Here is a 22,632-nt window from a genome sequence, read left to right as displayed (position 1 = left end):
GGAGATCGGGAACGCATTGAAACATACGACAGGCAGAAAGGGCAAATTACAGCCTGAAGGCTGTATTAGATTTTTACAGCTTATAGGGTGTAGAGGATATTTTAATATTATCCGCTTTAGAGGATAGAAATTGATTTATCCCTTACAGGGGATATACTGAAAATATCCGCCAGGGAGGATAATATGAATATAACTTCAACAAAAATGTTGGCCAATGCACTGCGGAATGAGCGTAAAAAGCGCAAACTGAGCCAGAGTAAAACCGCTGAGACAATGGGCCTGAAACAGTCCACGGTTTCTGAATTTGAAAATTACCCGGATGGAACGCGGTTGGAAACACTGTTTAAACTGCTCGCTGCGCTGGATTTAGAGCTGCAGATAGCACCAAGAAACAGTGATCCACAGGACAAAACGTCGTGGGATCAGGAGTGGTAATACATGGATAAGTTAACGCTCGCGTTAAATGGCATTACGGTGGGGACGTTAGAGAAAGCCAGTGGCGGTGAAATGTCATTTGTGTATCACGAAAGCTGGCTGAACCGGGCGGGAGCTCGTGCTATTTCGTTATCGCTTCCGCTGCAAACTGCAAAGTTTCGTGGTGCCGTGGTATACAACTTTTTTGATAACCTTCTCCCCGATAATGAGCAAATCCGAAGCCGTATTCAGGCGCGTTTTGCCATTCCGACGAAGCAGCCTTTCGATTTGCTTTCCCGCATTGGGGGCGATTGTGTCGGTGCAGTTCAGTTGTATCCGGAGAACAGCCAGGTCACGCCGGTAACTGAAATTCATGCCCAACCGCTAAGCGATGAAGAAGTGGAACATCTTCTTCAGGGCTATAAAGAAGCCCCTTTGGGCATGGAAGCGGAAGTCGATGACTTTCGTATTTCGCTGGCCGGAGCTCAGGAAAAAACAGCCCTGTTATGGTATCGCGACCAGTGGCATCGTCCGCAGGGGAGCACGCCGACGAGCCATATTCTTAAACTTCCCATTGGCTATATAGCAAACAATGGAATCGATTTAAGCGAAAGTGTTGAAAATGAATGGCTGTGCCTGAAGATAGCCGAAAAGTTTGGATTCCCGGTTGCACGGTCTGAGATTGCCAGTTTTGGCGCTCAGAAGGTTTTGGTCGTTGAGCGTTTTGACCGCCGCTGGTCACAGGATGGTTCCTGGCTGATGCGGTTGCCGCAGGAAGATTTCTGTCAGGCGCTGGGCGTGGCTCCGGCGCTGAAATACCAGTCTGATGGTGGTCCGGGCATCGCGGCGGCAATGAAACTTCTGCTTGGATCACAGCAGGTTTTACGTGATCGGGAACTGTTTTTTAAGAGTCAGATTCTGTTCTGGATGCTCGCTGCCATTGACGGTCATGCGAAGAACTTTAGCGTGTATATTGAACCCGGAAGCGCATACCGGATGACGCCACTGTATGACGTGATGTCTGCTTTCCCGCTTATGCATCCGCAAGGTATACCGGCGAAAAAAGCCAAAATGGCGATGGCTGTTCTGGGGAAAAACCGGCATTTTCACTGGGACAGGATCCTTCCCCGGCATTTTGGCACAACGGCGCAGCGGGTCGATTTTCCGCAAGAGAGTGTGGTCCGTATGATGGCGGAAATGAAAGAAAAAACTCCGCAGGTGATTAAGGACGTCGCGGCTTTATTGCCCGCCGGTTTTCCTGTAAAAATCAGCGAAGCAATATTCGCAGGATTAAAGAGTCAGGCATCAAGGCTTCCCTGAACACCCCATAAACATCCCCAAACAAAAAAGCCCGCCAGTTCACACCGGCGGGCTTTGTTTTTCGACAAAATTAAATCGAATTACTTCTGATCAGGTAATGCGTAGGCGATCACGTAGTCGCCGCGTTCTGCGGACTGACGTGCGCCACCGGCGCTGATGATGATGTACTGTTTACCGGTTTTCGGTGAAACGTACGTCATCGGGCCAGACTGGCTGCCCACCGGCAGGCGGGATTTCCAGATTTCTTTACCGGTTGCGGTATCAAATGCGCGCAGATAGAAATCCTGCGTACCGGCGAAGAACAGCAAACCGGATTGCGTTGACAGGCTTGCGCCCAGCGTTGGCATACCGACTTCCATTGGCATACGCATTTTGATGCCCAGCGGACCGGTGTCTTTTACCGTACCGACAGGAACCTGCCAGACGATTTTACCGGTTTTCAGGTTAACCGCAGACATGGTGCCAAATGGTGGTTTCTGGCAAGGAATGCCCAGCGGAGACAGGAAGCGCTCGCGGACTGCGCCGTACGGCGTACCGTCCATCGGCACCATCCCCATCTCAATACCGCTTGCGCCGGTCGGAACCTGGGCACGCGGAACCATGTAGTTCGCCAGACCCAGTCGCATATCATTCACGAACATGATGGCGTTGTTCGGGTCAACCGACACGCTGCCCCAGTTCATGCCGCCCAGAGAACCCGGGAATTGCAGGGAACGATCCAGACCCGGAGGCGTATAAACGCCTTCGTGACGCATTCCTTTAAACTCGATCCGACACAGCAACTGATCCATCGGCGTCGCGCCCCACATGTCAGATTCTTTCAGCGTCTGGTTGCCGATGTTTGGCATACCGACAGAGAAAGGCTGCGTTTTGGAGTAGCGTTCGCCAGGGACGTTACCCTGCGGCACTTCACGATTTTCCACTTTCGCGACCGGCTGGCCGGTTTCGCGGTTCAGCATGAAGATCATGCCCTGTTTGGAGGTCTGCACCAGAACCGGCGTGCTGCCACCTTTGCCGTCCGGCAGGTCATACAGCAGCGGCTGAGACGGCAGGTCGAAGTCCCACAGATCGTGATGCGTGGTCTGGAACGTCCAGCGAACTTTACCTGTAGCCACGTCTACTGCGACGACAGAGGAACTGTATTTATCATCCAGCTCGGTACGTGTGCCGCCGAAGAAATCAGGCGTGGCGTTGCCGGTTGGCATATAAATCAGACCCAGTTTCGGATCGTAGGACATCGCAGACCAGACGTTCGGCGTACCGCGGGTGTAAGTCTGACCTTCCGGTGGCAGTTTGGTGATGTTCGGATTACCCGGATCCCATGCCCATACCAGTGCGCCGGTGTGAACGTCAAACGCACGCACCACGCCCGGAGGTTCGCCGGTGGAGAAGTTATCCGCCACGCGTCCACCAACAACCACGACATTACCCGCGACCAGCGGGGTAGAGGTTTGCTGGTAATAGCCGGGTTTCACTTCGCCCATGCCGACTTTCAGGTCAACCACGCCGTTGTCACCGAAATCAGCGCAAGGCTTGCCGGTGTCGGCGTTGATGGCAATCAGACGCGCATCGATGGTTGGCAGGAACAGACGGCGTTCGCAGGTCGCGCTGACGGTACCGCCGGTGGCAGCAGGCGCTTGCGGCGCATCTGTTGCAGGCGCGGCAGCTTCTGAAGCGGCGTTTGGAGTGGCCGGTTCAGCCGCAGGAATGGCAGCCGGAGCCTGTGGCGCTGCGCTGTTTACGCTGCTGTTCTCGTAATAGCCCAGACCACGGCAACGCTGCCAGTTCGGCGCGGTAGAGTTGGAGTCGTAAGACCACAGCTTTTTACCGTCATCCACATTCAGGGCGATCACTTTGCTGTACGCGGTACATACAAACAGTTTGTCACCGATTTGCAGCGGGGTGTTCTGGTCTTCAGCGCCGGAACCGTTACTCTGCGGGATATCGCCGGTATGAGCCGTCCACGCCACCTGCAGTTTATCGACGTTGGTTTTGTTGATCTGATCCAGTGCAGCAAAACGGTCGCCTGCGGTGGTGTTACCCCAGTTCGCCCAGTTTTTCTGTTCCGCACCTTTATCAACCGGTTTGACCGGAACCTGATCGTTGTCGGCGCTGATGATTGGCGTCGGGACGAACGTGTTACCGAATGCCGCGATCAGGGCAACTGCCAGCACGGCGGCGAGCGAGAAACTCGGCCCTTTGCGGGCAACAAGGCCCGCGCGCGTTTTCAGCAGCGGATACGCCAGTGCGACGAGGAAGGCCAGAACGCCGAACGTGAACAGGCGGGAGAACAGCGGCCAGAAGGTGAAACCGGCGTCCCAGATAGCCCAGATAACAGAAAGCACGAAGGCGACGGCGTAGAGCCACGCGCCCGAAGGCTTACCTTTGAAAATTAAAACGGCGGAAACGACGAGGGCCAGACCCATCAGCAGGAAGTAAATGCTTCCTCCCAATGTGGCCAGATACGCACCGCCGATGCCGAGTGTCAGGCCGATAACGGCCATCAGCGCACTCAGCAGCCAGAGGAGCCAGGTCCATTTACTCTTAGTTGTTGGCATGATTTATCTCACTGCACTTATGTTGTCGACAAAAATATTGTAGTCAAGATGTGGGAAAAGCTGGAAACACGTAATGAACACCCGTTATCAAATGAACCAGATAGGACAATTTCGCGCAAATAGTAATACTTCTCATCGGGGTTGTGAATGTGTAACGAAGAGTTTGAAATTAGGTAAATTATTATAAGTGAGATTACTCTTTGTGCGGCTACCAGTTATGGCATTGATATTTAATGATTAAATAATTTAACTTATTCAAATAAATGATATTTAAACGCTGATTTATAGCTTTTAAGTCTATGTGGGCGCACTATTTGCCCACGAGAACGTCGTTTGGTGTGAGGAATGTGACAGAGATCACTAAGAAGTATGATTTTGTGTGAACCTTTTGGGGAGTTTTACTGACGTGGGCTGCGAGTAGCTACAGATAGCCTTCGATTAAGGTCTTCATTTCTTTAGTAATATGTTCTACCAGACGGCTTTTCGGGATCTGCGGCGGGAATACGGCAAGATAGGCAATACTTATGTCTGGCGTAAAGGGCTTGAGCACAATATCGCTCTTGTGGCTGCGCGCCGTAATGTAATCAACGATGCCGATGCCCAGATTATTCCCCGCCATGATGCAGCAATTATTAAGCGACGTTTCGATAGGGTTGTTCATATACAAGTCGAGGCGGCTCATGACCTGATCCAGCTGTTCTCGCAGCGGCGTTTTCCGGCCGGGAATAATGGGGCGATAGCGGGTCAGATCCATGGCGGTGACCACATCCTGTTTCGCCAGCGGATGCCTCGGCGACATCACGGCCACGGCTTTGGCGGTTGCCAGCATCTCGGCTTCCAGCCCTTTCACATCGGGCTTTCCGAAGATAAACCCTACGTCGTACTGGTTGCCGGTCACCACATCCATAATGTGCGTCGTGCTTTCGATATCGAGAAACAGCGAGATATCCGCAATCTCTTCAATCAGCGGCGGCAGAACGTGTTCGACGCACAACGGCGAAAGCGCCGCGACGCTGCCGATGCGCAAAACACTGCCTTTTGAATGACGGATTTCGTCGGCGATACGTGAAATATGTTCAAGTCCGAGGTAAAGACGTTCGACTTCACGGTACAACTTGATGGCATCGTCGCGCGGAATCAGCCCTCGCCCGTCGCGGTCAAACAGCTTCAGATCGATGGCATATTCAAAGTCACGGATCAGCCTGCTGACCGCGGGCTGCGTGATATTCATCATATTCGCCGCCGCCGTAATCCCGCCAGTGAGGATCACTTTGTGAAAGGCTTCGACCTGTCGGGGATTAATTTTCATAATATTTCCTCAGAATCCATAACATTTGTTTATGGATGTAACACAAAATACAATTTTCAATCCAGAAGTCCACCCCCTAGACTCCAATTTACGATCTGTCACACATTGCCTGAAAATCTAAAAAAATTAAGGGTTAAATGCATGAGAAAGTCCGTTCTGGCCGCAGTGTTGTCCTCGGCGCTGGCCACCATTTCAGGGTTTCAAACCTTTGCGGCGCAAGCTGCTGACCTGAATATTGGTCTTGCTGCGTCAACGACTTCGATGGATCCTCAGTTTTACGTGGGTGGCGCCAACAGCGCGATGGCCCGCAACATCTTCGACGGCCTGGTGAATCAGGACGAAAAACAACACATTTCGCCTGCACTTGCCGTCTCGTGGAAAGTTATCAACGACACCACCTGGGAATTCGCATTGCGTCCCGGCGTGAAATTCCACGACGGCAGTGACTTCTCCGCTAAAGACGTGATCGCCAGCATCAAACGCGTGGCACTGGCGTCTAAAAACAGCCCGAGCGCCTACACGCCTTACGTCAACGACATTGCTGACGTCACAGAAGTGAACCCGTTAACGGTGAGAATTGTCACTAAAACGCCTACACCTTTATTGCTTAACAACCTGAGTCGCGTGGCAATTTTACCGGCACGTCTGGAAACGGTGCCGTCGCAAACCCTGAATGAAGGGAAAGACGTTATTGGCACCGGGCCGTTCAAATTTGTCAGCTGGACGCCGGACGACAACGTTGTGCTGGCGCGTAATGACCAGTACTGGGACGGAAAATCGCAGTGGGACAAAGTCACGTTGCGCGTCTTCAAAAACCCGAGCGCACGCGTGGCCGCGATGCGTTCCGGTGACGTGGATTTAATTGAAAGCGTGCCGACGGCGGACGGGCGGGATCTGGCGAAACAAACCAGCCTGCATCTGGAATCTGTCGCCGGTAACCGCATTTTGTATTTACACCCGGATCAGGATCGCGATGTGTCGCCGTTTGCCAAAGGGCCGGACGGTAGCAATCCGCTGAAAAAACGGGAAGTGCGTGAGGCGATGTCGCTGGCGATTAACCGTCAGGCAATCGTTGACCGCATTATGGACGGGCAGGGCGTTCCGGCGTCACAGCTGGTGCCGAAAGGGTATTTCGGTTACACGCCGTCGATTGCCGCACCGGTTTATGATCCGGCAAAAGCCAAACAGCTGCTCGCGCAGGCCGGATATCCGGACGGGTTTACCCTGACGTTCCACGCGTCAAACGATCGTTACCCGAACGATTCTAAAATTGCGCAGGCGCTGGGTCAGATGTTCAGCCGCGTTGGCATTAAAACCGACGTCGTGACCATGCCGGGCAGCGTGTATTTTTCGCGTGCATCCAAACGCGATTTCAGTCTGATTATGGGCGGTGCGGCGATCGAAACCGGTGAGGCGTCCGGTGTACTCGGGCCGTTGCTCGAAACTTTCGGGCCGAACGGCGGGCAGGGTAACCGCGGGCGTTACTCGAATCCTGAATTTGATCAAACGCTGGCCAAAGCGCGGGAAACCCTCGACGACGGCCAGCGCGAAAAGCTGTTGCAACAGGCCACAGAGATTGCGATGAAGGACGAAGGCACCATTCCGCTGCTGTTCCTCTCGTATACCTGGGCGATGAAAACCCCTTACAGCTACACCGGCCGATCTGATGGCTACACATTGCCGTACTTTGTCCATCAAAAGTAAGTGTTCAGCGGCATAAGAACACGGACAACGTGCATACCGAACCAAGGCGGGAATAGAGCACCAACACCAGGGTTGTTCTAAGAAAAGAGAGAGAAGCTATGACTTCTTTTAGCGGTGTGTATCCCTATCTGGTTTCGCCGGTTACCCCCGACGGCCAGATAGACAAACCGGTGCTCACGGCACTGGTCGGGCATCTGATTGATAGCGGCGTGCACGGTCTGACGCCGTTGGGCAGTACAGGTGAGTTTGCTTATCTCAGCGCAGAGCAGCGCACTGAGATAGTCAAAACCGTCGTCGAAGCCGCTCGGGGCCGCGTTCCGGTAATCGCCGGAGTCGCAGCCACCACCATCCAGGACGCCGTCGCGCAAACCGCTCGCTACGCCGCTCTGGGTGCCGACGGTATTCTGGCGATCCTGGAGGCGTATTTCCCGGTGCCCGAACAGGGCGTGGAAGATTACTTCCGCGCCATCGCGCTGGCCGCCGGAAAACTGCCCGTCGTGCTCTACACCAATCCGCAATTCCAGCGTTCCGATCTCAGCCTGCCGGTGATTGAGCGTCTGAGTCATGTTGAAAATATTAACTATATTAAAGATGCGTCGACCAACACCGGGCGGCTGCTGTCGATCATTGAACGCACGCAAGGGCGGATGCAGGTCTTTGCCGCGTCGGCGCATATTCCGGTGTGTGTGATGATGATTGGTGGCGTGGGCTGGATGGCCGGACCGGCCTGTATTGTCCCGAAACAGAGCCTCGCGCTTTATGAAGCCGCACGCCAGGGCGACTGGAAAAAAGCCATGGAACTGCAACGGCCGCTGTGGCGCATCAACGAAATCTTCGCCAAATATTCGATTGCCGGATGCATCAAAGCCGCACTGCAATTGCAGGGATTTGAAGTCGGTGATCCGCTCCCGCCGCAAATTCCGCTCAATGATTCTGCGCGGCAGGAAATTGCAGAAGTCCTGCGTTCGGTCGGTGCCTTATGAAAACTCTGCCAGTGATTATTGACTGCGATCCGGGCATCGATGATGCCATTGCGCTGCTCAGTGCTTTTGTTGCACCGCAGTTGGACATTCTCGGCATCTGCACGGTGTGCGGTAATCAGCCGCTGATGAATACCACCCGCAACGCGCTGCAAATTACCGAACTGGGTTATCGTGTGGACATTCCGGTATTTGCCGGATGCCATCAGCCGATGCTGCGCGCGCCCATCCACGGCCAGTTCCACGGTGAAAACGGCCTGGGGAATACCGCGTTTCCGGCACCCAAAAAGCAGCCTGAAACTCAGCACGCAGTTAATTTCCTTATCGACAGCTGCGAGCAGGCGATTGCGGATAATCAGCCGCTGACGCTTTGCGTACTCGGGCCGCTGACCAACCTTGCCACGGCGCTGCGCATCAAACCGCACATCGCCGCCGGCATTTCCCGCGTGGTGCTGATGGGCGGCGCGTACCGCGAAGCCGGTAACCGCACCATGACTTCTGAATTCAACATGCTGGCCGATCCGCACGCCGCGCATATCGTTTTTTCCAGCCCGCTTAACATCACGGTTTTACCGCTCGACGCGACGCATCAGGTCATTCTGACGCCGGAACATGTGGCGAAGTTTGTGAAAGTTTCCGGCCGTATTTCTGCGCAACTCGGTGAGCTGATGGCGTTTTGGGATCGCAACGACGTGCGCCGATATGGTTCCCGCGGCGGGCCGTTACACGATCCGCTGGTGATCGCGTATGTCCTTGCGCCGGAGCTGTTCGGCACGGAAAAAGCACGGGTCTTTATCGAACATAACAGTGAGTTATGTCTGGGGCAGACCGTCGCCGACTGGTACGGAAAATCGGGCGAAACCCCGAACGTCGATATTGTGACACGCGTGGATGCGAATAAAGTCTTCGCGCTGTTTTACGAACTGCTCTCACGCTATGCCGGGAAATAATCCTATGACGCAGCGCATCATTATTGATACCGATCCGGGCGTGGATGACGCCATTGCGCTGTGGCTGGCGCTGGCTTCGCCGGAACTGGACGTGCTCGGCGTGACGGTGGTCGCCGGAAATGTGGCGCTGAAAGACGCCGTACAGAATGCCTGCAAAATTGTCGCGCTCTCGGGAAAAACTGCGACGCCGGTGTTTGCCGGTGCGCCCGGTCCGCTGGTGCGTGAACAGGTTTACGGCAAATATGCACATATCGGCGCGTTCAGAAATGAGCTGGTGCCGGATTGCGAACTGCAACCACAGGCGGAACACGCCGTCGATTTTCTGGTGCGCACGCTGAGAAAAGCTGCCGGAGACAACGACCCGGTGACGCTGTGCGTCATTGGCCCGATGACCAATATTGCGCTGGCGCTCGGGATGCACCCGGACGTGGCGCGCGGCATTAAACAAATCGTCACCATGAGCTGCGCGTTTACCGCGCTCGGGCACCGCGTGCCCTGGGCTGAATTTAACGTGTACGCCGATCCGCACGCGGCGGAAAAAGTGTTTAACAGCGGCGTTCCGCTGGTGATCATGCCGCTGGATATGACGTTTCAGGCGCTGATTGGCACCGATGATATTGACGCCCTGAAACAGGATGGCGGCCTTCCGGGGCAGGCTATTGCGGCGCTGCTGGGCGCGTTTGATCGCAGCGATTTACGCCGTTTTGGCCGGGACGGCGGGCCGGTTCATGACGCCACCGCGATCGCCTGGCTGCTACAGCCGGGGCTGTTCGATGGTTTACCTGCCCGCGTGGGCGTTGAGATCTCCGGCAAAACCGCCGGTTATACCTATGCTGATTTCTGGCAAAAACTGGCGACACCGCCCAATGCGCACGTCATGCAGACCGTCGATGAATACGGATTCTTCAGCCTGCTGCGCCGCGTGATTTCCCGCTATGGTACTGCCCCAAAATGAGCCGATATCTGCTCGGCCGGTTCGGACAAACGTTACTGACGCTGTTTGTGATGTCGCTGCTGGTGTTCGGCGGCGTTTATCTGGTGGGAAATCCGGTGGATCTGCTGCTCAGCACCACCGCAACGCCCGCCGAACGGCTCAGCGTGATTCAGTCTTTCGGCCTCGACAAACCGTTATGGGAACAATACGGCCTGTTTCTGGTGAACGCGCTGCACGGCGACATGGGCAACTCCTTTATCTACAACCAGCCCACGCTGCACCTGATTTTTCAGCGGATGCCCGCCACGCTCGAACTGGCGCTGGTGGCGTTTGTGCTGGCGCTGGTGATTGGGATCCCGCTCGGCGTGTATGCCGGTTTGCGCCCGGACGGCTGGCTTTCCAAATCCATCATGACCGTCTCGATTTTAGGTTTCAGCCTGCCCACATTCTGGATCGGGCTGATGATGATTATGTTTTTCAGCGTCAAACTGGGCGTTCTGCCCGCGTCGGGGCGTGGTGCAACGGTGGACGTTTTTGGCGTCCCCGTCAGCCTGTTTACAGCTGACGGCCTCGCTCATCTGGTCCTGCCTGCGTTCAATCTCGCATTGTTCAAGATCTCGCTGATTATCCGCCTGACCCGCGCCGGTGTGCTCGAATGTCTGCAACAGGATTTCATCCGTTTTGCCCGCGCCAAAGGGCTTTCTGAAAGCCGCATCGTGCTGGTTCACGTTCTGAAAAACACGCTGATCCCGCTCATTACCGTCATCGGTCTGGAGCTGGGATCACTGATTGCGTTTGCCGTCGTTACCGAAACCATTTACGCCTGGCCGGGAATGGGCAAACTGATTATTGACTCGATTGCGGTGCTCGACCGGCCGGTGATTCTGGCGTATCTGATGATCACAGTAGTGATGTTCAGCCTGATCAACCTGCTGGTGGATGTGTTGTACGTGCTGGTCGATCCGCGTGTTCGGCTGGGAGGCGAAAGCTGATGACATCTGATTCAGTACATACGCGAAACATCGTGCAGGGCAAAGCGCATTCGGCGTTTTATCACACTGCGCGCGCGCTGCTGCGCAATAAATTCTCCCTTTGCGGCCTGATTATTTTAGGGATCGCCATTTTGCTGGCGGTGCTCGCGCCGTGGATTTCGCCGCAAAATCCGTACGATTTATCGCAACTCGACATTATGGATGGTCGCCTCAAACCGGGCACGGCCAGCATGAGCGGCATGATCTACTGGTTGGGCACGGACGATCAGGGGCGCGATTTACTGAGCGCCATTCTTTATGGCATGCGAACCAGCCTGCTGGTCGGCGTTTCAAGTGCGCTGATCGCCCTGACTATTGGCACAGCGCTGGGGCTGACCAGTGCGTATGCCGGCGGCAAAACCGATGCGCTGGTCATGCGCGTTGTCGATATCCAGCTGAGTTTCCCGCCGATATTAATCGCGCTGATTTTGCTGGCGGTGCTCGGGCAGGGCGTCGATAAAATTATTCTGGCGCTGATCGTCACGCAGTGGGCGTACTACGCGCGCACGGTGCGCGGTTCGGCGCTGCTTGAACGCCGCAAAAGTTACGTGGACGCCGCACGCAGCATGGCGCTGTCGAACCCTCGCATTCTGTTTCGCCACATTTTGCCCAACTGTCTGCCGCCGCTGATTGTGGTCGCGACCATGCGCATTGCCTACGCGATCATGCTTGAGGCCACGCTTTCATTTCTCGGCATCGGCCTGCCGGTGACCGAACCATCGCTGGGCTTACTCATCGCCAACGGCTTTGATTACCTGATGTCCGGCGACTACTGGATCAGCGTCTTCCCCGGCGTGACGTTGCTGGTGCTGATTGTCGCTATCAACTTAGTCGGTGATGCGCTGCGCGATATCCTTAACCCCCGGAATAAGGATTGAAGATGCACAATCCGGTTTTACAGGTCGAAAGCCTTAATACCGCTTTCAGCTCAGACGGCGAATGGCTGAACGTAGTGCGGGATCTTTCCTTCTCGATTGGCCCGAAAGAAACGCTGGCGCTGGTGGGCGAATCCGGCTCCGGGAAAAGCGTGACGGCGATGTCGGTCATGCGTTTGCTGGATGAAAAACAGGCCCGCTATTCGGGAAAAATCCAGTTCGGCGGGCAGGATTTGCTCAGCCTGAACGCGCGCCAGATGCAGAGTATTCGCGGAAATCGCATCGGAATGATTTTTCAGGAACCGATGACCAGCCTGAATCCGGTGCTGAAAATCGGTGTCCAGATTACCGAAGTGCTCAAACGCCATCGCGGCATGGATGACGCCACCGCGCGCGCCGAAGCTGTCCGGTTGCTGGAAAAAGTGCGTATTCCGGCGGCCACCTCCCGGCTCAATGAATATCCGCTGAGCTTTTCCGGCGGCATGCGCCAGCGGGTGGTGATTGCCATCGCGCTGGCCTGTAATCCGCGTTTATTAATTGCAGACGAACCGACCACGGCGCTGGATGTCACTATTCAGGCGCAAATTCTGGCGCTGATAAAATCGCTTCAGGAAGAAGAGGGGATGTCGGTGTTGTTCATCACGCACGACATGGGCGTGGTGGCGGAAGTCGCTGACCGCACGCTGGTGATGCATCGCGGCGAAGCGGTGGAACAAGCCTCAACGCGCGAAATTTTTCATCTGCCGCAACACGCTTATACCCGCGCGCTGCTTTCTGCGGTGCCACGGCTCGGCGCGATGGAAGGTACGACGCTGCCCACCCGTTTTCCGCTGACGGACACGCGCACCGGAGCACCGCTGCCGGTCGCCGAACCGGTCAACACGATACGCGACGGGCCGCCAGTGCTCGACGTAAAAAACCTGATCACGCGTTTTGATGTGAAATCCGGCCTGCTGCGGCGCGTGACGGCGCGCGTCCATGCGGTTGAAGATCTCTCGTTCAGCCTGCAACCGGGCGAAACGCTCTCGCTGGTCGGGGAATCGGGCTGTGGAAAATCGACCACCGGCCGCACGATTTTGCGCCTCACCGAAGCCACCTCCGGCGACGTGCTGATCACCGGTCAGGATATCCGCCGGGCAGATCCGGCGCATCTGACGGAAATCCGCACGCAGGCGCAGATGATTTTTCAGGATCCGTATGAAAGCCTGAATCCGCGTATGCGAATCGGCCAGGCGATTGCTGAACCAATGATGAGCCTCGGCCTGCACAATGCAGAAGGGGCAAAACGCCGCGTCGCGCAGCTGCTCGAACAGGTCGGGCTGCAAAGCAATATGGCGTCCCGATTTCCGCATCAGTTTTCAGGCGGCCAGCGTCAGCGGATCTGTATCGCGCGCGCACTGGCGCTGGAACCTAAAATGATTATCGCCGATGAAGCCGTCTCGGCGCTGGACGTCTCCGTAAAAGCGCAGGTGATCAATCTGATGCTCGATCTCCAGCAGGAACTCGGGCTGGCGTATCTGTTTATCTCGCATGATATGGCCGTCGTGGAACGCATCAGCCACCGCGTGGCGGTAATGTATCTGGGGGAAATCGTGGAAATCGGTTCGCGCGCAGACATCTTCGAAAACCCGCAGCACGCCTATACCCGCAAACTGCTGGCCGCCGTGCCGGTGCCCAACCCGGATGTCCGCCGTAAACGAGCCATCGCGCCGGAAGAACTCGCCAGCCCGCTGCGCAGCGCCAGTTATCTGCCGCCCGCCCGGCATTACCGCGAAGTCAGCGCGGGGCATTTTGTGCAGGTTTGAATGAAATATCCGATCAGATAAGAAGAGAGAATTAAAATTAATTTTTTAGCCATATAGCCACTTTCCCGCACGCGCTGATTCAGCCAACATTTTGAGCGTTAATGGTAGTGGCTCCTCGTAATCATCTCCGCAGGTGCATAACGCAAAAATTGACAGGCCAGACGCCTCAATTGGCCAGTACTTCAAGAAATCAAACCCCTGAGGTTCAACCTGGAATTTCTCGAAATATTCTTTCATGATGTCGTCCCCGGTTTCACACGCCCAGACATAACGGCCGGTAGAAAGGCTGGTATCAATAGTGACCGGCCTGCGTTTTTTAGAGAAATAACCCGGTTTGTTATAACGCTCATTGTACCAATTTATGATTTCCTCATTACTTACCATAGGCGATCTTTCTCATTGGCAATGGTGTTAAAACGGTTAGTGGTTTTGCAGGCAATTGTAGCAACATCATCAGCGAGTATTACCCAACCAACAAAAGGGATCCATCGGCCAACAAATGCCCCGAGATTTGTTACGTAGGAGAATTTTAACCGCCGGATACTCCCGTTAGTTAGAGTAGGCCATTGCTTAACCTCTATATTAAGCCATTGCCTCAGATGATAACTTAATATCGAGGTTCCAGGTGTTGCGCCAAGAGGTTTGGCACGTGTCGCTTTCATGGGCTGGCCGAGAACAATCAGAGCAAGGTTTGCAAAATCGGTAATCCCTACCTGTTTGCCGGTTTCATCCAGAAAAACCCAAAAGAACAGTTCCCCTGGTGATAAATTAGATAACCCGTTGAAGTAGTAGCCACTGGTTTGTTCGGTAGTATCCATATTTTGTTACCCGGTTATGCGCTCATTCCATGCATCACTGTACTGGATGTTTCCATCCAAATATTTCCATGTGATTATCTGATAGCGCAGTTGAATGGCTTCCTTATGGCCAACATTTATCACCGCTTTTGTGTCATGCATCATCGGGACGACAGAGACGATCTTCACGCCTTCCATGAACATGTTGAAATATTCAACTTCATGACCCGCGTCATTGATCCAGTACCATTTCAATTCTGCTGATTTCAGGGTCTGGCCGGTGGCCACAGCTTTGTATAGATAAGGTGAGGAGGAATCAAAATCCTTCTCAACCTGCATTGCTCCATGTACCCGCGTACTTGTGAGTTTTCCCGTGCCACTATCAGTGGGAATACTGAGGGAATGATTGAACGATGTGATTTCGATTGAGTGCTCGCGACCTCTGGCATCGACTGACCCCTTAATCAGTGCTCCGCCATCGTCTTTGAGCCATAAGTAAGCTGGAATTGCCATATTTAACTCCCTGTTGTTTGTGTGACAACACCGTATGCTTCCCCGCGCCTGTTAACAATTAGTGATTGATTATTCATGTTATTTTCAGAAGAGTAGTACATGAAATCGATAACTTATCCCCGAAGAAACCAGTCACTTTTACTCAGCACATTTCTGCGGATGCCAGCCGGGATCCGCTCGTTACGCAACTTAGTTACAACATACTTTATATGTGGAGAGATTTTCTGTCCGCATTATCTGTATGTGCCCTGCAAACCGGCGGCATAAGATCCCTCTGTAAGCCGCATCGCAGGCGGGCTCTGGCTTAGTCCAAATGGTCATTAGAAATACCCTAACGGTCGTTATAAATAGTCTTGACCTGGTGACGGCGATCACGTTTTATTACGATCAAAATACATGTCCGTAATAATTCACTTCGCTAAGGATAACAATAATGACTGAGTGCTCATCGCTGGACACCCGGCCAGAGACGTCCGCTTTTCGCCGCTGGCTGGCGGTCTTTTCACTGGCCTGCGGTACCTTTGTTCTGGTTAACACTGAATTTCTGCCTATCGGCCTGCTGTCGCCGATTGCGCAATCTCTGGGCGTGACGGAAGGCCACGCCGGGCTGGCGGTGATGTTGCCGGGGCTGGTTGCGGCAATTTCTGCGCCGCTGATTATGCTTTTCGCCAAAAAAATGGATCGCCGGAATCTGCTTTTACTGCTCTCTGCGTCAGTGATTCTGGCAAACGGCATCGCGGTAATGGCGGAATCGTTCAACGTTTTACTGATTGGACGCATCATTCTGGGCATCGGTGTCGGCGGTTTCTGGTCGTTTGCTATTCCGTCCGGGCGCAGGCTGGTGGCGGAAGAGCAGGGCGCACGCGCCATTTCGCTGATCACCGCCGGTGTGGCCGTCGGAACCGTGGCGGGCGTTCCGGCAGGGGCGTTTATCGGCGATCTGTTTGGCTGGCGGATGGCGTTTACCCTCAACTCGGCGCTGGCGCTGGTTTTCTTCGTGCTGCAATGGCTGGCGCTGCCTTCTTTACCCGCGCAGCAGTCCATCGGCCTGCGCGCAATGCTCGGCGTGACGAAAGTGGCCGGGATCCGTTATGCGTTGATCATCGGCGTCTTTATGGCGGGCGGCCATTTCGCGGCTTACACCTATCTCGAACCCTGGCTGCGCTTTAACCTGAAACTGCCTGCCAGCGATATTTCCTTATTGCTGATGGGCTACGGGGTTGCAGGGCTGATTGGCACGCTGACGACGGAAATCACCGTGCGTGAATTTGGCGTGAAGAAAGCCTTCATGCTGAACATGTTGCTGCTGAGCCTTTCGGTGCTGGCGTTGTCACTGTTAAACCTGCCGCTGCCGCTGGCCAGCGCGCTGGTGATCCTCTGGGGGTTGGCGTTTGGTGCGCTGCCGGTGTGTCTGAATATCTGGACTTATCAGGCATCGCCCGCTCTGTTTGAAACCGGTTCGGCGTTACTGGTTTGCGTATTTCAGACCTCGCTGGCGCTGGGCGCGTTATTTGGTGGGATCCTCGCGGACAACGCCGGTGTCAGCAGTGCGTTTCTTCTCGGCGGCGCGCTCACGCTGCTGGCGGGCATCACCATTTTCCTGTCACACCCGCAGCCCGTTGCACTGCGTTCCGCCAAAGAATGATCGTTTGCGATCAGGAAATCTTTCCACGTAAGCGATCCTGACCTCTCAGAAGCCTGCCTCCGGCGGGCTTTATTTGATTTAAGGCAATTTCAGTTCAATTATTGTTCGCACGAATTCCACCGCCCTGCTATTTTTTTAATGGGATTTAACCGGAGGGAGTGCGTTATATGAGAGTGTTGAGGAGTGAAAGGGACTATATATCGTGGATGTTTGAAGACTACTTCCGGTTTTCAGATGCCCCGATCTCCCCTTTAATGAGCGATGAAGAAATCCAGCAGGCTCTGGTTGAATTGCATCCTGATTCTTTCCCCTGCATTGGCTATTTAACATCTTCATCAAGTGGTTGTATTTACGAAGTAAATTATATTTCTCCTGATACAGTTTCTGCGTGGGCAACGGAATTGAATGTAAGATAATATTATTTTACTTGTAATGCTATACCCCAGAAAAAAACATGGTCTTAAGAATAATCCTAGACCATGTTTTGTTTTTATTGAAACAGGTTGTATAAAGGTAAAACAACAAATTCACAACATTCTGGTTATCGTTTTATTGAATTAATGTATAAATGCCCGCCCGAAAATCCCCTTTTTGCATTAGGTTATTTCTTTTTCGTATTTGCTCATGTGAAAACGTTTTGAAACACTGTGTCTGTAAAGCTACGGCTTCAATTTGAACACTTCTTTATTCACGGAAAGAGTAAACCCCATGCGTACCGCAATAAAAATTACACTCCTGGCGTTATCGCTGGTTGGCGCTCTGGCGCTGACCGCTTGTGACCAAAAATCTAAAGAGAACCACATTAAAGTAGGCATCAGTGCAGGTATCGATCAGCAGATGTGGGAAACCATTAAGAAAACGGCCAAAGATAAATACAATCTGGACGTAGAAGTGGTGACCTTCAACGATTTCGTGCTGCCTAACTCTGCACTGAGCAGCGGCGATATTGACGTCAATTCCTTCCAGCACCGCCCGTATCTCGACAAACAAGTGAAAGAACGTGGCTATAAACTGGTGGAAGTGAGTAAAACCTTTGTTTATCCGATTGCTGCGTATTCACGTAAAATCAAATCCATCGATCAGCTGAGCGATGGCGCGCAGGTTGCCGTGCCGAACGACCCGACTAACCTTGGCCGCTCGCTGTTGCTGCTGCAAAAACAAGGGCTGATCAAACTGAAAGACGGCGTGGGTTTGTTGCCAACGTCGCTGGATATCATTGAGAACCCGAAACATCTCAAGATTGTTGAGATTGAAGCTCCGCAGCTGACCCGCGCAATTGACGATGACAAAATCGAACTGGCGGTGATCAATACCACGTATTCCGGTCAGGTTGGCCTGACGCCGGGCAAAAACGGTCTGTTCGTGGAAGACAAAGATTCGCCTTACGTGAACATTATTGTGGCGCGGGAAGATAACAAAGACAGTCAGGCTGTAAAAGAACTGGTTGAAGCTTATCAGACTGATGCAACAGTTAAAGCGGCGGACGCCATCTATCACGGTGACGCGGTAAAAGGCTGGTAAGTACACAGTCACGGATAAGTAATCATTGAATCCTGAGATTTTGCAATCTCAGGATTTTTTGTATCTGCAAAATCAAAAAAAGGTTTTCAGCAGACGCCGAAATCACCGTCTAAGTGATACAGATTTACGGAATCAGCGCTCACTTCGATCTCTTTTTTTGAAAAATCATCCGTGCGCGCGCACCATAACGTTTCGCCTTCCACGCGCAGCACAATCATTTGCGGTCCGCCGGTTTTTGACTGAACCAGATCCTGAGGTTTAAACATGTTTTCCTCTCTATTTTTTTGTGAGGGTGAATGAATGCCGTACTTTGCGAAAAACCGCGTTAAAGACGCATAACCAGGCGATCCTCGCGAATTACAGCGTTATAGCTATACTTATAGCCAATGTAATACAAAACGGAGGAAAAACATGACCATTCATAAGAAAGGTTCGGCACACTGGGAAGGCGATATTAAACACGGTAAAGGTTACATCTCGTCTGAAAGTGGGGCCCTGAAGGATCAGCCGTACGGATTTAACACCCGCTTTGAAGGCAAAGTCGGTACCAATCCCGAAGAACTGATTGGTGCTGCGCATTCCGCGTGCTTCTCGATGGCGTTATCGCTGATGCTCGGCGAAGCAGGGCACACGCCAGAAAGCATCGATACCGTTGCGGACGTGTCACTGGATAAAGTGGACGGCGGATTTGCCATCACTAAGATTGCGCTCGACAGCAAAATCAAGCTGCCGGGTATCGATAAAGACAAATTTGACGAAATCATCAAAAAAGCCAAAGCCGGTTGCCCGGTTTCTCAGGTGCTGAACGCGGAAATCACGCTGACTTATCAGCTGGAAAATTGATGAAAGACTGAAGTTTTGAATCTGAAAGCCACGCGAAGTTTGCGTGGCTTTTCTGTTGTTAACCCATGATCAACTTTTTGAACAACAGTTCCTGAACATTTTGCCGCTGCGAAAGAAGCACGTACACGGAGATAACGTTTGCTGGTTCATCATAGGTATAAATGATGCGGTAGGCATTCAATGTATTACCTTCGCGATATTTGATGATACCCAGCGCGGCAAGATCGGGTGCAACCGGGCAGGATAAAGGAAAAATTTTCACTTTTGCTTCAAACTCATCCAACACTGCGTTGATGTTTTCTAGCGCATCGTTTCCCTGTGAAGTCTGGAACGACGCAATTTCATCAATAGACAACTCTACTGTTTACAGGTACTCAATCGTAATTTTACTTTTCGTTGCAGACATAAATTGATCCCAATAAGCAGCAGATCAGATGAGAGATTCATCTGGCAAGGTCTGCTAACAACTGTTCTCTCGTGAATGTCCGGCCTTCTGCTTTATCATTTTCTGCCAGCGTAAGCAGCTTGAGTAAAGCAATGGTTTCATCCCTTTTTTGTCTGTCTTCAAAGGATTCAATCACGTAAGCCGGTTCACCATTCTGAGTGACCAGTATCGGTTGTGATAAATCAAGTACAGCAGCATGCTTCTTTACGGAGCTGATAGTCTGTATTTGCATGTTTAATTTCTCAGCCAAGTTTTACGGTCTGGATATGGTTCTTTTAAAGACTGCTTGCAAAGTAAGTTTCCCATTCTCCCGCACGTCTCGCAAAACCCCGCTCCCCGGTTTGACAAAAATCCGCCGCCTGCCATTACTTGATCATTCCCTTAAACCGAATGCTGAGCGACTGTATTCGATTATATGTAGAGGTCCTGATCGCGCTATGTTGACGTTACGCCAGATCCGCCATTTTATTGCCGTTGCTGAAACCGGATCGATATCGGCCGCTGCACAGGCCTCTTTTGTTTCGCAGTCCTCGCTGACACAGGCGATTCAACAACTTGAGACGGAAACAGAGGCGCGTCTGTTTGACCGCCATGCCAAAGGGATGACGCTGACGCATCAGGGGCACCAGTTTTTGCGCCAGTCGTATCTGATCCTCGCAACCGTCGATAACGCCAAACGCAGCCTGCAGCTGGGAACCGAAAGCGTGACCGGGCAAATCACACTGGGCGTCACCAGCCTGGTGGCCGGCTATTTTCTGGTGGATTTACTCAAGCAGTTCAACGCCTATTACCCGAATGTCGAGGTGAAAGTCGTCGAGGATGAGCGCCAGTACATCGAGCATCTGCTGGTCAGCGGCGAGATCGACATTGGTGTGCTGATCCTCTCAAATCTTGAAGACCGCGATGCGCTTCAGACCGAAGTTCTGACCCACTCCTCTTATCGCTTATGGCTGCCGCCGCTGCATCCGCTGCTGGAGCGCGAAAGCATTTCGCTGGCCGATATCGCTGACGAACCACTGATCCAGCTCAATGTGGATGAAATGGAAAAGCACGCGCAGCGGCTGTGGGCACGGGCGGGACTAAAACCGAATATCGCAATGAAAACCGCCTCGACCGAAGCCGTGCGCAGCCTGGTGGCGGCAGGGCTTGGTGTGTCCGTTCAGCCGGACATGGCGTACCGCGCGTGGTCGCTGGAAGGCAATATGATCGAAGCCAGTAAACTGGAGGATTCCATCGAACCGCTGGATATCGGGCTGGCCTGGCGGCGCGGCAGTGCGCGGCCGGAACTGGTGACGCCGTTTCTCACCATTGCACGCGAAAACAGCGCCAAGCGCCGCCCTGCTTAACGGAGCCTTCGTTTTTTCCGAACGCAGCCTTCAGTAATTGCTATTTGTTGCCCTCAGAGAAATTACCTAATGTGAATAGACGAATTGTTACTAAAAAATAACATTTTTGTTAATTCACGATGACTGACTTCTCTGAGGGCCAGTACGATGTCAGATGCAGAATTTGTTGCCAGTTTCTCTGATAAACACGCGATCAACGGTAACCTTCTGCATGGCGAGGGCGCAACACAGAGTATTTATAATCCCGCCACTGGCGAAGTGATTGCAGAAGTGGCGGAAACGTCACTGGCGCAGGTGGATATGGCTGTTAACGCCGCCAGCCAGGCATTTATCCGCTGGTCACGTACCACGCCCGCCGAACGTGCCACGATCTTGTTGCGTATTGCCGATGCTATTGAAAAGCATGCGCCTCAGCTGGCGCGTCTCGAAGCCCTGAACTGCGGTAAACCGCTGCATCAGGCGCTCAATGACGATCTGCCCGCCGCCGTGGATGTTTTTCGTTTTTTTGCCGGTGCCATCCGATGTCAGCAGGGGCAGCTTTCCGGTGAATATCTGCCCGGCCACACGTCAATGGTTCGTCGCGATCCGCTGGGCGTCGTGGCCTCGATTGCGCCGTGGAATTACCCGCTGATGATGTCGGCGTGGAAAATTGCACCCGCGCTGGCCGCGGGAAATACCGTTGTTTTTAAACCTTCTGAACATACGCCGCTGACCATTCTTGCGCTGCTGCCGGCTTTACAGGAAATCCTGCCGCCTGGCGTGCTGAACGTGATCACTGGCAGCGGCGAGGGCGTCGGTAATGCGCTGGTCAGCCATCCGCATGTTCGCCTGATTTCCCTGACCGGCGATATCGTCACCGGCCAGCGCATCCTTCAGGCCGCGGTCAAAACCGTGAAACGCACGCATCTGGAACTGGGCGGTAAAGCGCCGGTGATTGTGTGTAATGACGCCGATATTGACGATGTGGTGGAGGCGGTCAGCAAGTGGGGGTATTACAACGCGGGGCAGGATTGTACGTCCGCCTGCCGCGTCTATGCGCAGGCCGGAATTTATGAACGTCTGGTAGAAAAACTGGGCGAGGCAGTCTCGCAGTTATCTTTCGCGCGCAAAAACGACAGCGAAAACTTTATGGGGCCGCTCATCAGCAGCCGCCAGCGGGATCGCGTGTCGAGTTTTGTAGAGCGGGCACTGAGCCAGCCGCACATCGAGCGTATTACCGGCGCGGCGTCGCATCCCGGCCCCGGTTTTTATTACCAGCCGACGTTGCTGGCAGGCTGTCTGCAAAGTGATGAAATCGTACAGCGCGAAGTGTTCGGGCCGGTCGTGAGCGTCACGCGGTTCGACACTATTGCGCAGGTCGTCAGCTGGGCAAACGAATCAGAATACGGACTGGCATCGTCGGTCTGGACACAAAATATCGACCTTGCAATGCAAATCTCTTCCCACCTGCAGTACGGCACTACCTGGATTAATACCCACTTTTCTTTAGTCAGCGAAATGCCCCATGGCGGATTAAAACGCTCCGGGTACGGCAACGATCTTTCCAGTTATTCATTACAGGATTACAGCGTAGTCAGACACATCATGGCGAAGTTCAAACCACAATTCTAAAAACATATCAATGACGACAGGACAGGAGTAA

At 53.3% G+C, this 22,632-nt stretch carries 23 protein-coding genes; 15 read left to right on the top strand and 8 right to left on the bottom strand.

All coding sequences use genetic code 11. The annotated features are described in order from the left end of the window. Positions 1–183 precede the first annotated feature (183 nt). Both GW579_RS15325 and GW579_RS15320 read left to right on the top strand, forming a co-directional pair. Positions 184–435: a helix-turn-helix domain-containing protein gene (locus tag GW579_RS15325; RefSeq protein ID WP_152326717.1), complete on the top strand. Its 252-nt coding sequence runs from the start codon at positions 184–186 to the stop codon at positions 433–435. Positions 436–438: 3 nt separating this feature from the next. Further along, complete coding sequence (locus GW579_RS15320) at positions 439–1,734, top strand: type II toxin-antitoxin system HipA family toxin (RefSeq protein ID WP_165059884.1); 1,296 nt, start codon at positions 439–441, stop codon at positions 1,732–1,734. A gap of 80 nt (positions 1,735–1,814) precedes the next feature. Here the strand turns inward: GW579_RS15320 and GW579_RS15315 are convergent, their stop codons facing one another. Both GW579_RS15315 and GW579_RS15310 read right to left on the bottom strand, forming a co-directional pair. Further along, the gene (locus tag GW579_RS15315) at positions 1,815–4,292 is read right to left on the bottom strand and encodes a membrane-bound PQQ-dependent dehydrogenase, glucose/quinate/shikimate family (RefSeq protein ID WP_165059882.1); all 2,478 of its coding nucleotides are present in this window, start codon (positions 4,290–4,292) and stop codon (positions 1,815–1,817) included. Positions 4,293–4,713: 421 nt separating this feature from the next. Then, a complete protein-coding gene (locus GW579_RS15310) occupies positions 4,714–5,601 on the bottom strand; it encodes a LysR family transcriptional regulator (RefSeq protein ID WP_165059880.1) in 888 nt (295 codons plus the stop codon). 141 nt (positions 5,602–5,742) lie between these two features. Between GW579_RS15310 and GW579_RS15305 the strand changes: the two genes are divergently transcribed. The 7 genes from GW579_RS15305 to GW579_RS15275 all read left to right on the top strand — a co-directional run bounded on the left by GW579_RS15305 (position 5,743) and on the right by GW579_RS15275 (position 13,880). After that, entirely contained in the window at positions 5,743–7,305 is a 1,563-nt protein-coding gene (locus GW579_RS15305) for an ABC transporter substrate-binding protein (RefSeq protein ID WP_165059878.1), read from the top strand. A 98-nt stretch (positions 7,306–7,403) separates the two neighbouring features. Beyond that, the gene (locus GW579_RS15300; protein WP_152326722.1) at positions 7,404–8,288 is read left to right on the top strand and encodes a dihydrodipicolinate synthase family protein; all 885 of its coding nucleotides are present in this window, start codon (positions 7,404–7,406) and stop codon (positions 8,286–8,288) included. Then, on the top strand, positions 8,285–9,235 hold the full coding sequence (locus GW579_RS15295) for a nucleoside hydrolase (RefSeq protein WP_165059876.1): 951 nt from the start codon (positions 8,285–8,287) through the stop codon (positions 9,233–9,235). The genes GW579_RS15300 and GW579_RS15295 overlap by 4 nt, the downstream gene beginning before the upstream one ends. Positions 9,236–9,239: 4 nt before the next feature. Further along, positions 9,240–10,190: a nucleoside hydrolase gene (locus GW579_RS15290; protein ID WP_152326724.1), complete on the top strand. Its 951-nt coding sequence runs from the start codon at positions 9,240–9,242 to the stop codon at positions 10,188–10,190. Next, positions 10,187–11,161 carry an ABC transporter permease gene (locus GW579_RS15285; RefSeq protein ID WP_165059874.1) on the top strand — a complete coding sequence of 325 codons (975 nt, stop codon included), beginning with the start codon at positions 10,187–10,189 and terminating at the stop codon, positions 11,159–11,161. Before GW579_RS15290 ends, GW579_RS15285 begins: the two co-directional genes overlap by 4 nt. Next, positions 11,161–12,078 (top strand): ABC transporter permease, encoded by a 918-nt coding sequence (locus GW579_RS15280; protein WP_165059872.1) that lies wholly within the window; start codon positions 11,161–11,163, stop codon positions 12,076–12,078. The genes GW579_RS15285 and GW579_RS15280 overlap by 1 nt, the downstream gene beginning before the upstream one ends. A 2-nt stretch (positions 12,079–12,080) precedes the next feature. Continuing rightward, positions 12,081–13,880 (top strand): ABC transporter ATP-binding protein, encoded by a 1,800-nt coding sequence (locus GW579_RS15275; protein ID WP_165059870.1) that lies wholly within the window; start codon positions 12,081–12,083, stop codon positions 13,878–13,880. 45 nt (positions 13,881–13,925) lie between these two features. Here GW579_RS15275 and GW579_RS15270 read toward each other — a convergent pair whose 3' ends face one another. The 3 genes from GW579_RS15270 to tssD are packed head-to-tail and all read right to left on the bottom strand — an operon-like array spanning position 13,926 to position 15,190. Next, positions 13,926–14,264, bottom strand: coding sequence for a DUF1493 family protein (locus GW579_RS15270; protein WP_165059868.1), 339 nt, complete (start codon positions 14,262–14,264; stop codon positions 13,926–13,928). Continuing rightward, positions 14,258–14,698 (bottom strand): STM2901 family protein, encoded by a 441-nt coding sequence (locus GW579_RS15265; RefSeq protein WP_165059866.1) that lies wholly within the window; start codon positions 14,696–14,698, stop codon positions 14,258–14,260. Before GW579_RS15265 ends, GW579_RS15270 begins: the two co-directional genes overlap by 7 nt. A 6-nt stretch (positions 14,699–14,704) precedes the next feature. Further along, the gene (gene tssD, locus GW579_RS15260) at positions 14,705–15,190 is read right to left on the bottom strand and encodes a type VI secretion system tube protein TssD (protein WP_165059864.1); all 486 of its coding nucleotides are present in this window, start codon (positions 15,188–15,190) and stop codon (positions 14,705–14,707) included. Positions 15,191–15,623: 433 nt separating this feature from the next. On the opposite strand from tssD, the gene GW579_RS15255 reads away from it, so the two are divergent. The 3 genes from GW579_RS15255 to metQ all read left to right on the top strand — a co-directional run bounded on the left by GW579_RS15255 (position 15,624) and on the right by metQ (position 18,356). Continuing rightward, positions 15,624–16,835 (top strand): MFS transporter, encoded by a 1,212-nt coding sequence (locus GW579_RS15255; protein WP_165059862.1) that lies wholly within the window; start codon positions 15,624–15,626, stop codon positions 16,833–16,835. 206 nt (positions 16,836–17,041) lie between these two features. Then, positions 17,042–17,251 carry a hypothetical protein gene (locus tag GW579_RS15250; RefSeq protein WP_152326732.1) on the top strand — a complete coding sequence of 70 codons (210 nt, stop codon included), beginning with the start codon at positions 17,042–17,044 and terminating at the stop codon, positions 17,249–17,251. Between the two features lie 292 nt (positions 17,252–17,543). Beyond that, on the top strand, positions 17,544–18,356 hold the full coding sequence (gene metQ, locus GW579_RS15245) for a methionine ABC transporter substrate-binding lipoprotein MetQ (RefSeq protein ID WP_165059860.1): 813 nt from the start codon (positions 17,544–17,546) through the stop codon (positions 18,354–18,356). A gap of 86 nt (positions 18,357–18,442) precedes the next feature. Here metQ and GW579_RS15240 read toward each other — a convergent pair whose 3' ends face one another. Then, positions 18,443–18,622: a YodC family protein gene (locus GW579_RS15240; protein ID WP_152326734.1), complete on the bottom strand. Its 180-nt coding sequence runs from the start codon at positions 18,620–18,622 to the stop codon at positions 18,443–18,445. 145 nt (positions 18,623–18,767) lie between these two features. Here GW579_RS15240 and GW579_RS15235 point away from each other — a divergent pair, with 145 nt between their 5' ends. Further along, the gene (locus GW579_RS15235; RefSeq protein WP_152326735.1) at positions 18,768–19,199 is read left to right on the top strand and encodes an OsmC family protein; all 432 of its coding nucleotides are present in this window, start codon (positions 18,768–18,770) and stop codon (positions 19,197–19,199) included. A 58-nt stretch (positions 19,200–19,257) separates the two neighbouring features. Here the strand turns inward: GW579_RS15235 and GW579_RS15230 are convergent, their stop codons facing one another. Continuing rightward, a complete protein-coding gene (locus GW579_RS15230; RefSeq protein WP_235937398.1) occupies positions 19,258–19,554 on the bottom strand; it encodes a type II toxin-antitoxin system RelE/ParE family toxin in 297 nt (98 codons plus the stop codon). Between the two features lie 88 nt (positions 19,555–19,642). After that, positions 19,643–19,876, bottom strand: a complete 234-nt coding sequence (locus GW579_RS15225; protein ID WP_165059858.1) for a type II toxin-antitoxin system Phd/YefM family antitoxin — start codon at positions 19,874–19,876, stop codon at positions 19,643–19,645. A 205-nt stretch (positions 19,877–20,081) separates the two neighbouring features. On the opposite strand from GW579_RS15225, the gene GW579_RS15220 reads away from it, so the two are divergent. Further along, positions 20,082–20,990 (top strand): LysR substrate-binding domain-containing protein, encoded by a 909-nt coding sequence (locus GW579_RS15220; protein WP_152326736.1) that lies wholly within the window; start codon positions 20,082–20,084, stop codon positions 20,988–20,990. A 147-nt stretch (positions 20,991–21,137) separates the two neighbouring features. Next, positions 21,138–22,601, top strand: a complete 1,464-nt coding sequence (locus tag GW579_RS15215; RefSeq protein WP_165059856.1) for a gamma-aminobutyraldehyde dehydrogenase — start codon at positions 21,138–21,140, stop codon at positions 22,599–22,601. The last annotated feature ends 31 nt before the right edge of the window (positions 22,602–22,632 follow it).

The sequence above is a fragment of the Rahnella contaminans genome, from assembly GCF_011065485.1.
GTDB lineage: Bacteria > Pseudomonadota > Gammaproteobacteria > Enterobacterales > Enterobacteriaceae > Rahnella > Rahnella contaminans.
The sequence above is the reverse complement of the archived record's forward strand: the minus strand, read 5'-3'. Positions and strand labels throughout refer to the sequence as shown.

Excerpts from the sequence above, each read along its gene's own strand:
- GW579_RS15325 (WP_152326717.1), top strand. The coding sequence starts at position 184 with ATGAATATAACTTCAACAAAAATGTTGGCCAATGCACTGCGGAATGAG.
- GW579_RS15320 (WP_165059884.1), top strand. The coding sequence starts at position 439 with ATGGATAAGTTAACGCTCGCGTTAAATGGCATTACGGTGGGGACGTTA.
- GW579_RS15315 (WP_165059882.1), bottom strand. The coding sequence starts at position 4,292 with ATGCCAACAACTAAGAGTAAATGGACCTGGCTCCTCTGGCTGCTGAGT.
- GW579_RS15310 (WP_165059880.1), bottom strand. The coding sequence starts at position 5,601 with ATGAAAATTAATCCCCGACAGGTCGAAGCCTTTCACAAAGTGATCCTC.
- GW579_RS15305 (WP_165059878.1), top strand. The coding sequence starts at position 5,743 with ATGAGAAAGTCCGTTCTGGCCGCAGTGTTGTCCTCGGCGCTGGCCACC.
- GW579_RS15300 (WP_152326722.1), top strand. The coding sequence starts at position 7,404 with ATGACTTCTTTTAGCGGTGTGTATCCCTATCTGGTTTCGCCGGTTACC.
- GW579_RS15295 (WP_165059876.1), top strand. The coding sequence starts at position 8,285 with ATGAAAACTCTGCCAGTGATTATTGACTGCGATCCGGGCATCGATGAT.
- GW579_RS15290 (WP_152326724.1), top strand. The coding sequence starts at position 9,240 with ATGACGCAGCGCATCATTATTGATACCGATCCGGGCGTGGATGACGCC.
- GW579_RS15285 (WP_165059874.1), top strand. The coding sequence starts at position 10,187 with ATGAGCCGATATCTGCTCGGCCGGTTCGGACAAACGTTACTGACGCTG.
- GW579_RS15280 (WP_165059872.1), top strand. The coding sequence starts at position 11,161 with ATGACATCTGATTCAGTACATACGCGAAACATCGTGCAGGGCAAAGCG.
- GW579_RS15275 (WP_165059870.1), top strand. The coding sequence starts at position 12,081 with ATGCACAATCCGGTTTTACAGGTCGAAAGCCTTAATACCGCTTTCAGC.
- GW579_RS15270 (WP_165059868.1), bottom strand. The coding sequence starts at position 14,264 with ATGGTAAGTAATGAGGAAATCATAAATTGGTACAATGAGCGTTATAAC.
- GW579_RS15265 (WP_165059866.1), bottom strand. The coding sequence starts at position 14,698 with ATGGATACTACCGAACAAACCAGTGGCTACTACTTCAACGGGTTATCT.
- tssD (WP_165059864.1), bottom strand. The coding sequence starts at position 15,190 with ATGGCAATTCCAGCTTACTTATGGCTCAAAGACGATGGCGGAGCACTG.
- GW579_RS15255 (WP_165059862.1), top strand. The coding sequence starts at position 15,624 with ATGACTGAGTGCTCATCGCTGGACACCCGGCCAGAGACGTCCGCTTTT.
- GW579_RS15250 (WP_152326732.1), top strand. The coding sequence starts at position 17,042 with ATGTTTGAAGACTACTTCCGGTTTTCAGATGCCCCGATCTCCCCTTTA.
- metQ (WP_165059860.1), top strand. The coding sequence starts at position 17,544 with ATGCGTACCGCAATAAAAATTACACTCCTGGCGTTATCGCTGGTTGGC.
- GW579_RS15240 (WP_152326734.1), bottom strand. The coding sequence starts at position 18,622 with ATGTTTAAACCTCAGGATCTGGTTCAGTCAAAAACCGGCGGACCGCAA.
- GW579_RS15235 (WP_152326735.1), top strand. The coding sequence starts at position 18,768 with ATGACCATTCATAAGAAAGGTTCGGCACACTGGGAAGGCGATATTAAA.
- GW579_RS15225 (WP_165059858.1), bottom strand. The coding sequence starts at position 19,876 with ATGCAAATACAGACTATCAGCTCCGTAAAGAAGCATGCTGCTGTACTT.
- GW579_RS15220 (WP_152326736.1), top strand. The coding sequence starts at position 20,082 with ATGTTGACGTTACGCCAGATCCGCCATTTTATTGCCGTTGCTGAAACC.
- GW579_RS15215 (WP_165059856.1), top strand. The coding sequence starts at position 21,138 with ATGTCAGATGCAGAATTTGTTGCCAGTTTCTCTGATAAACACGCGATC.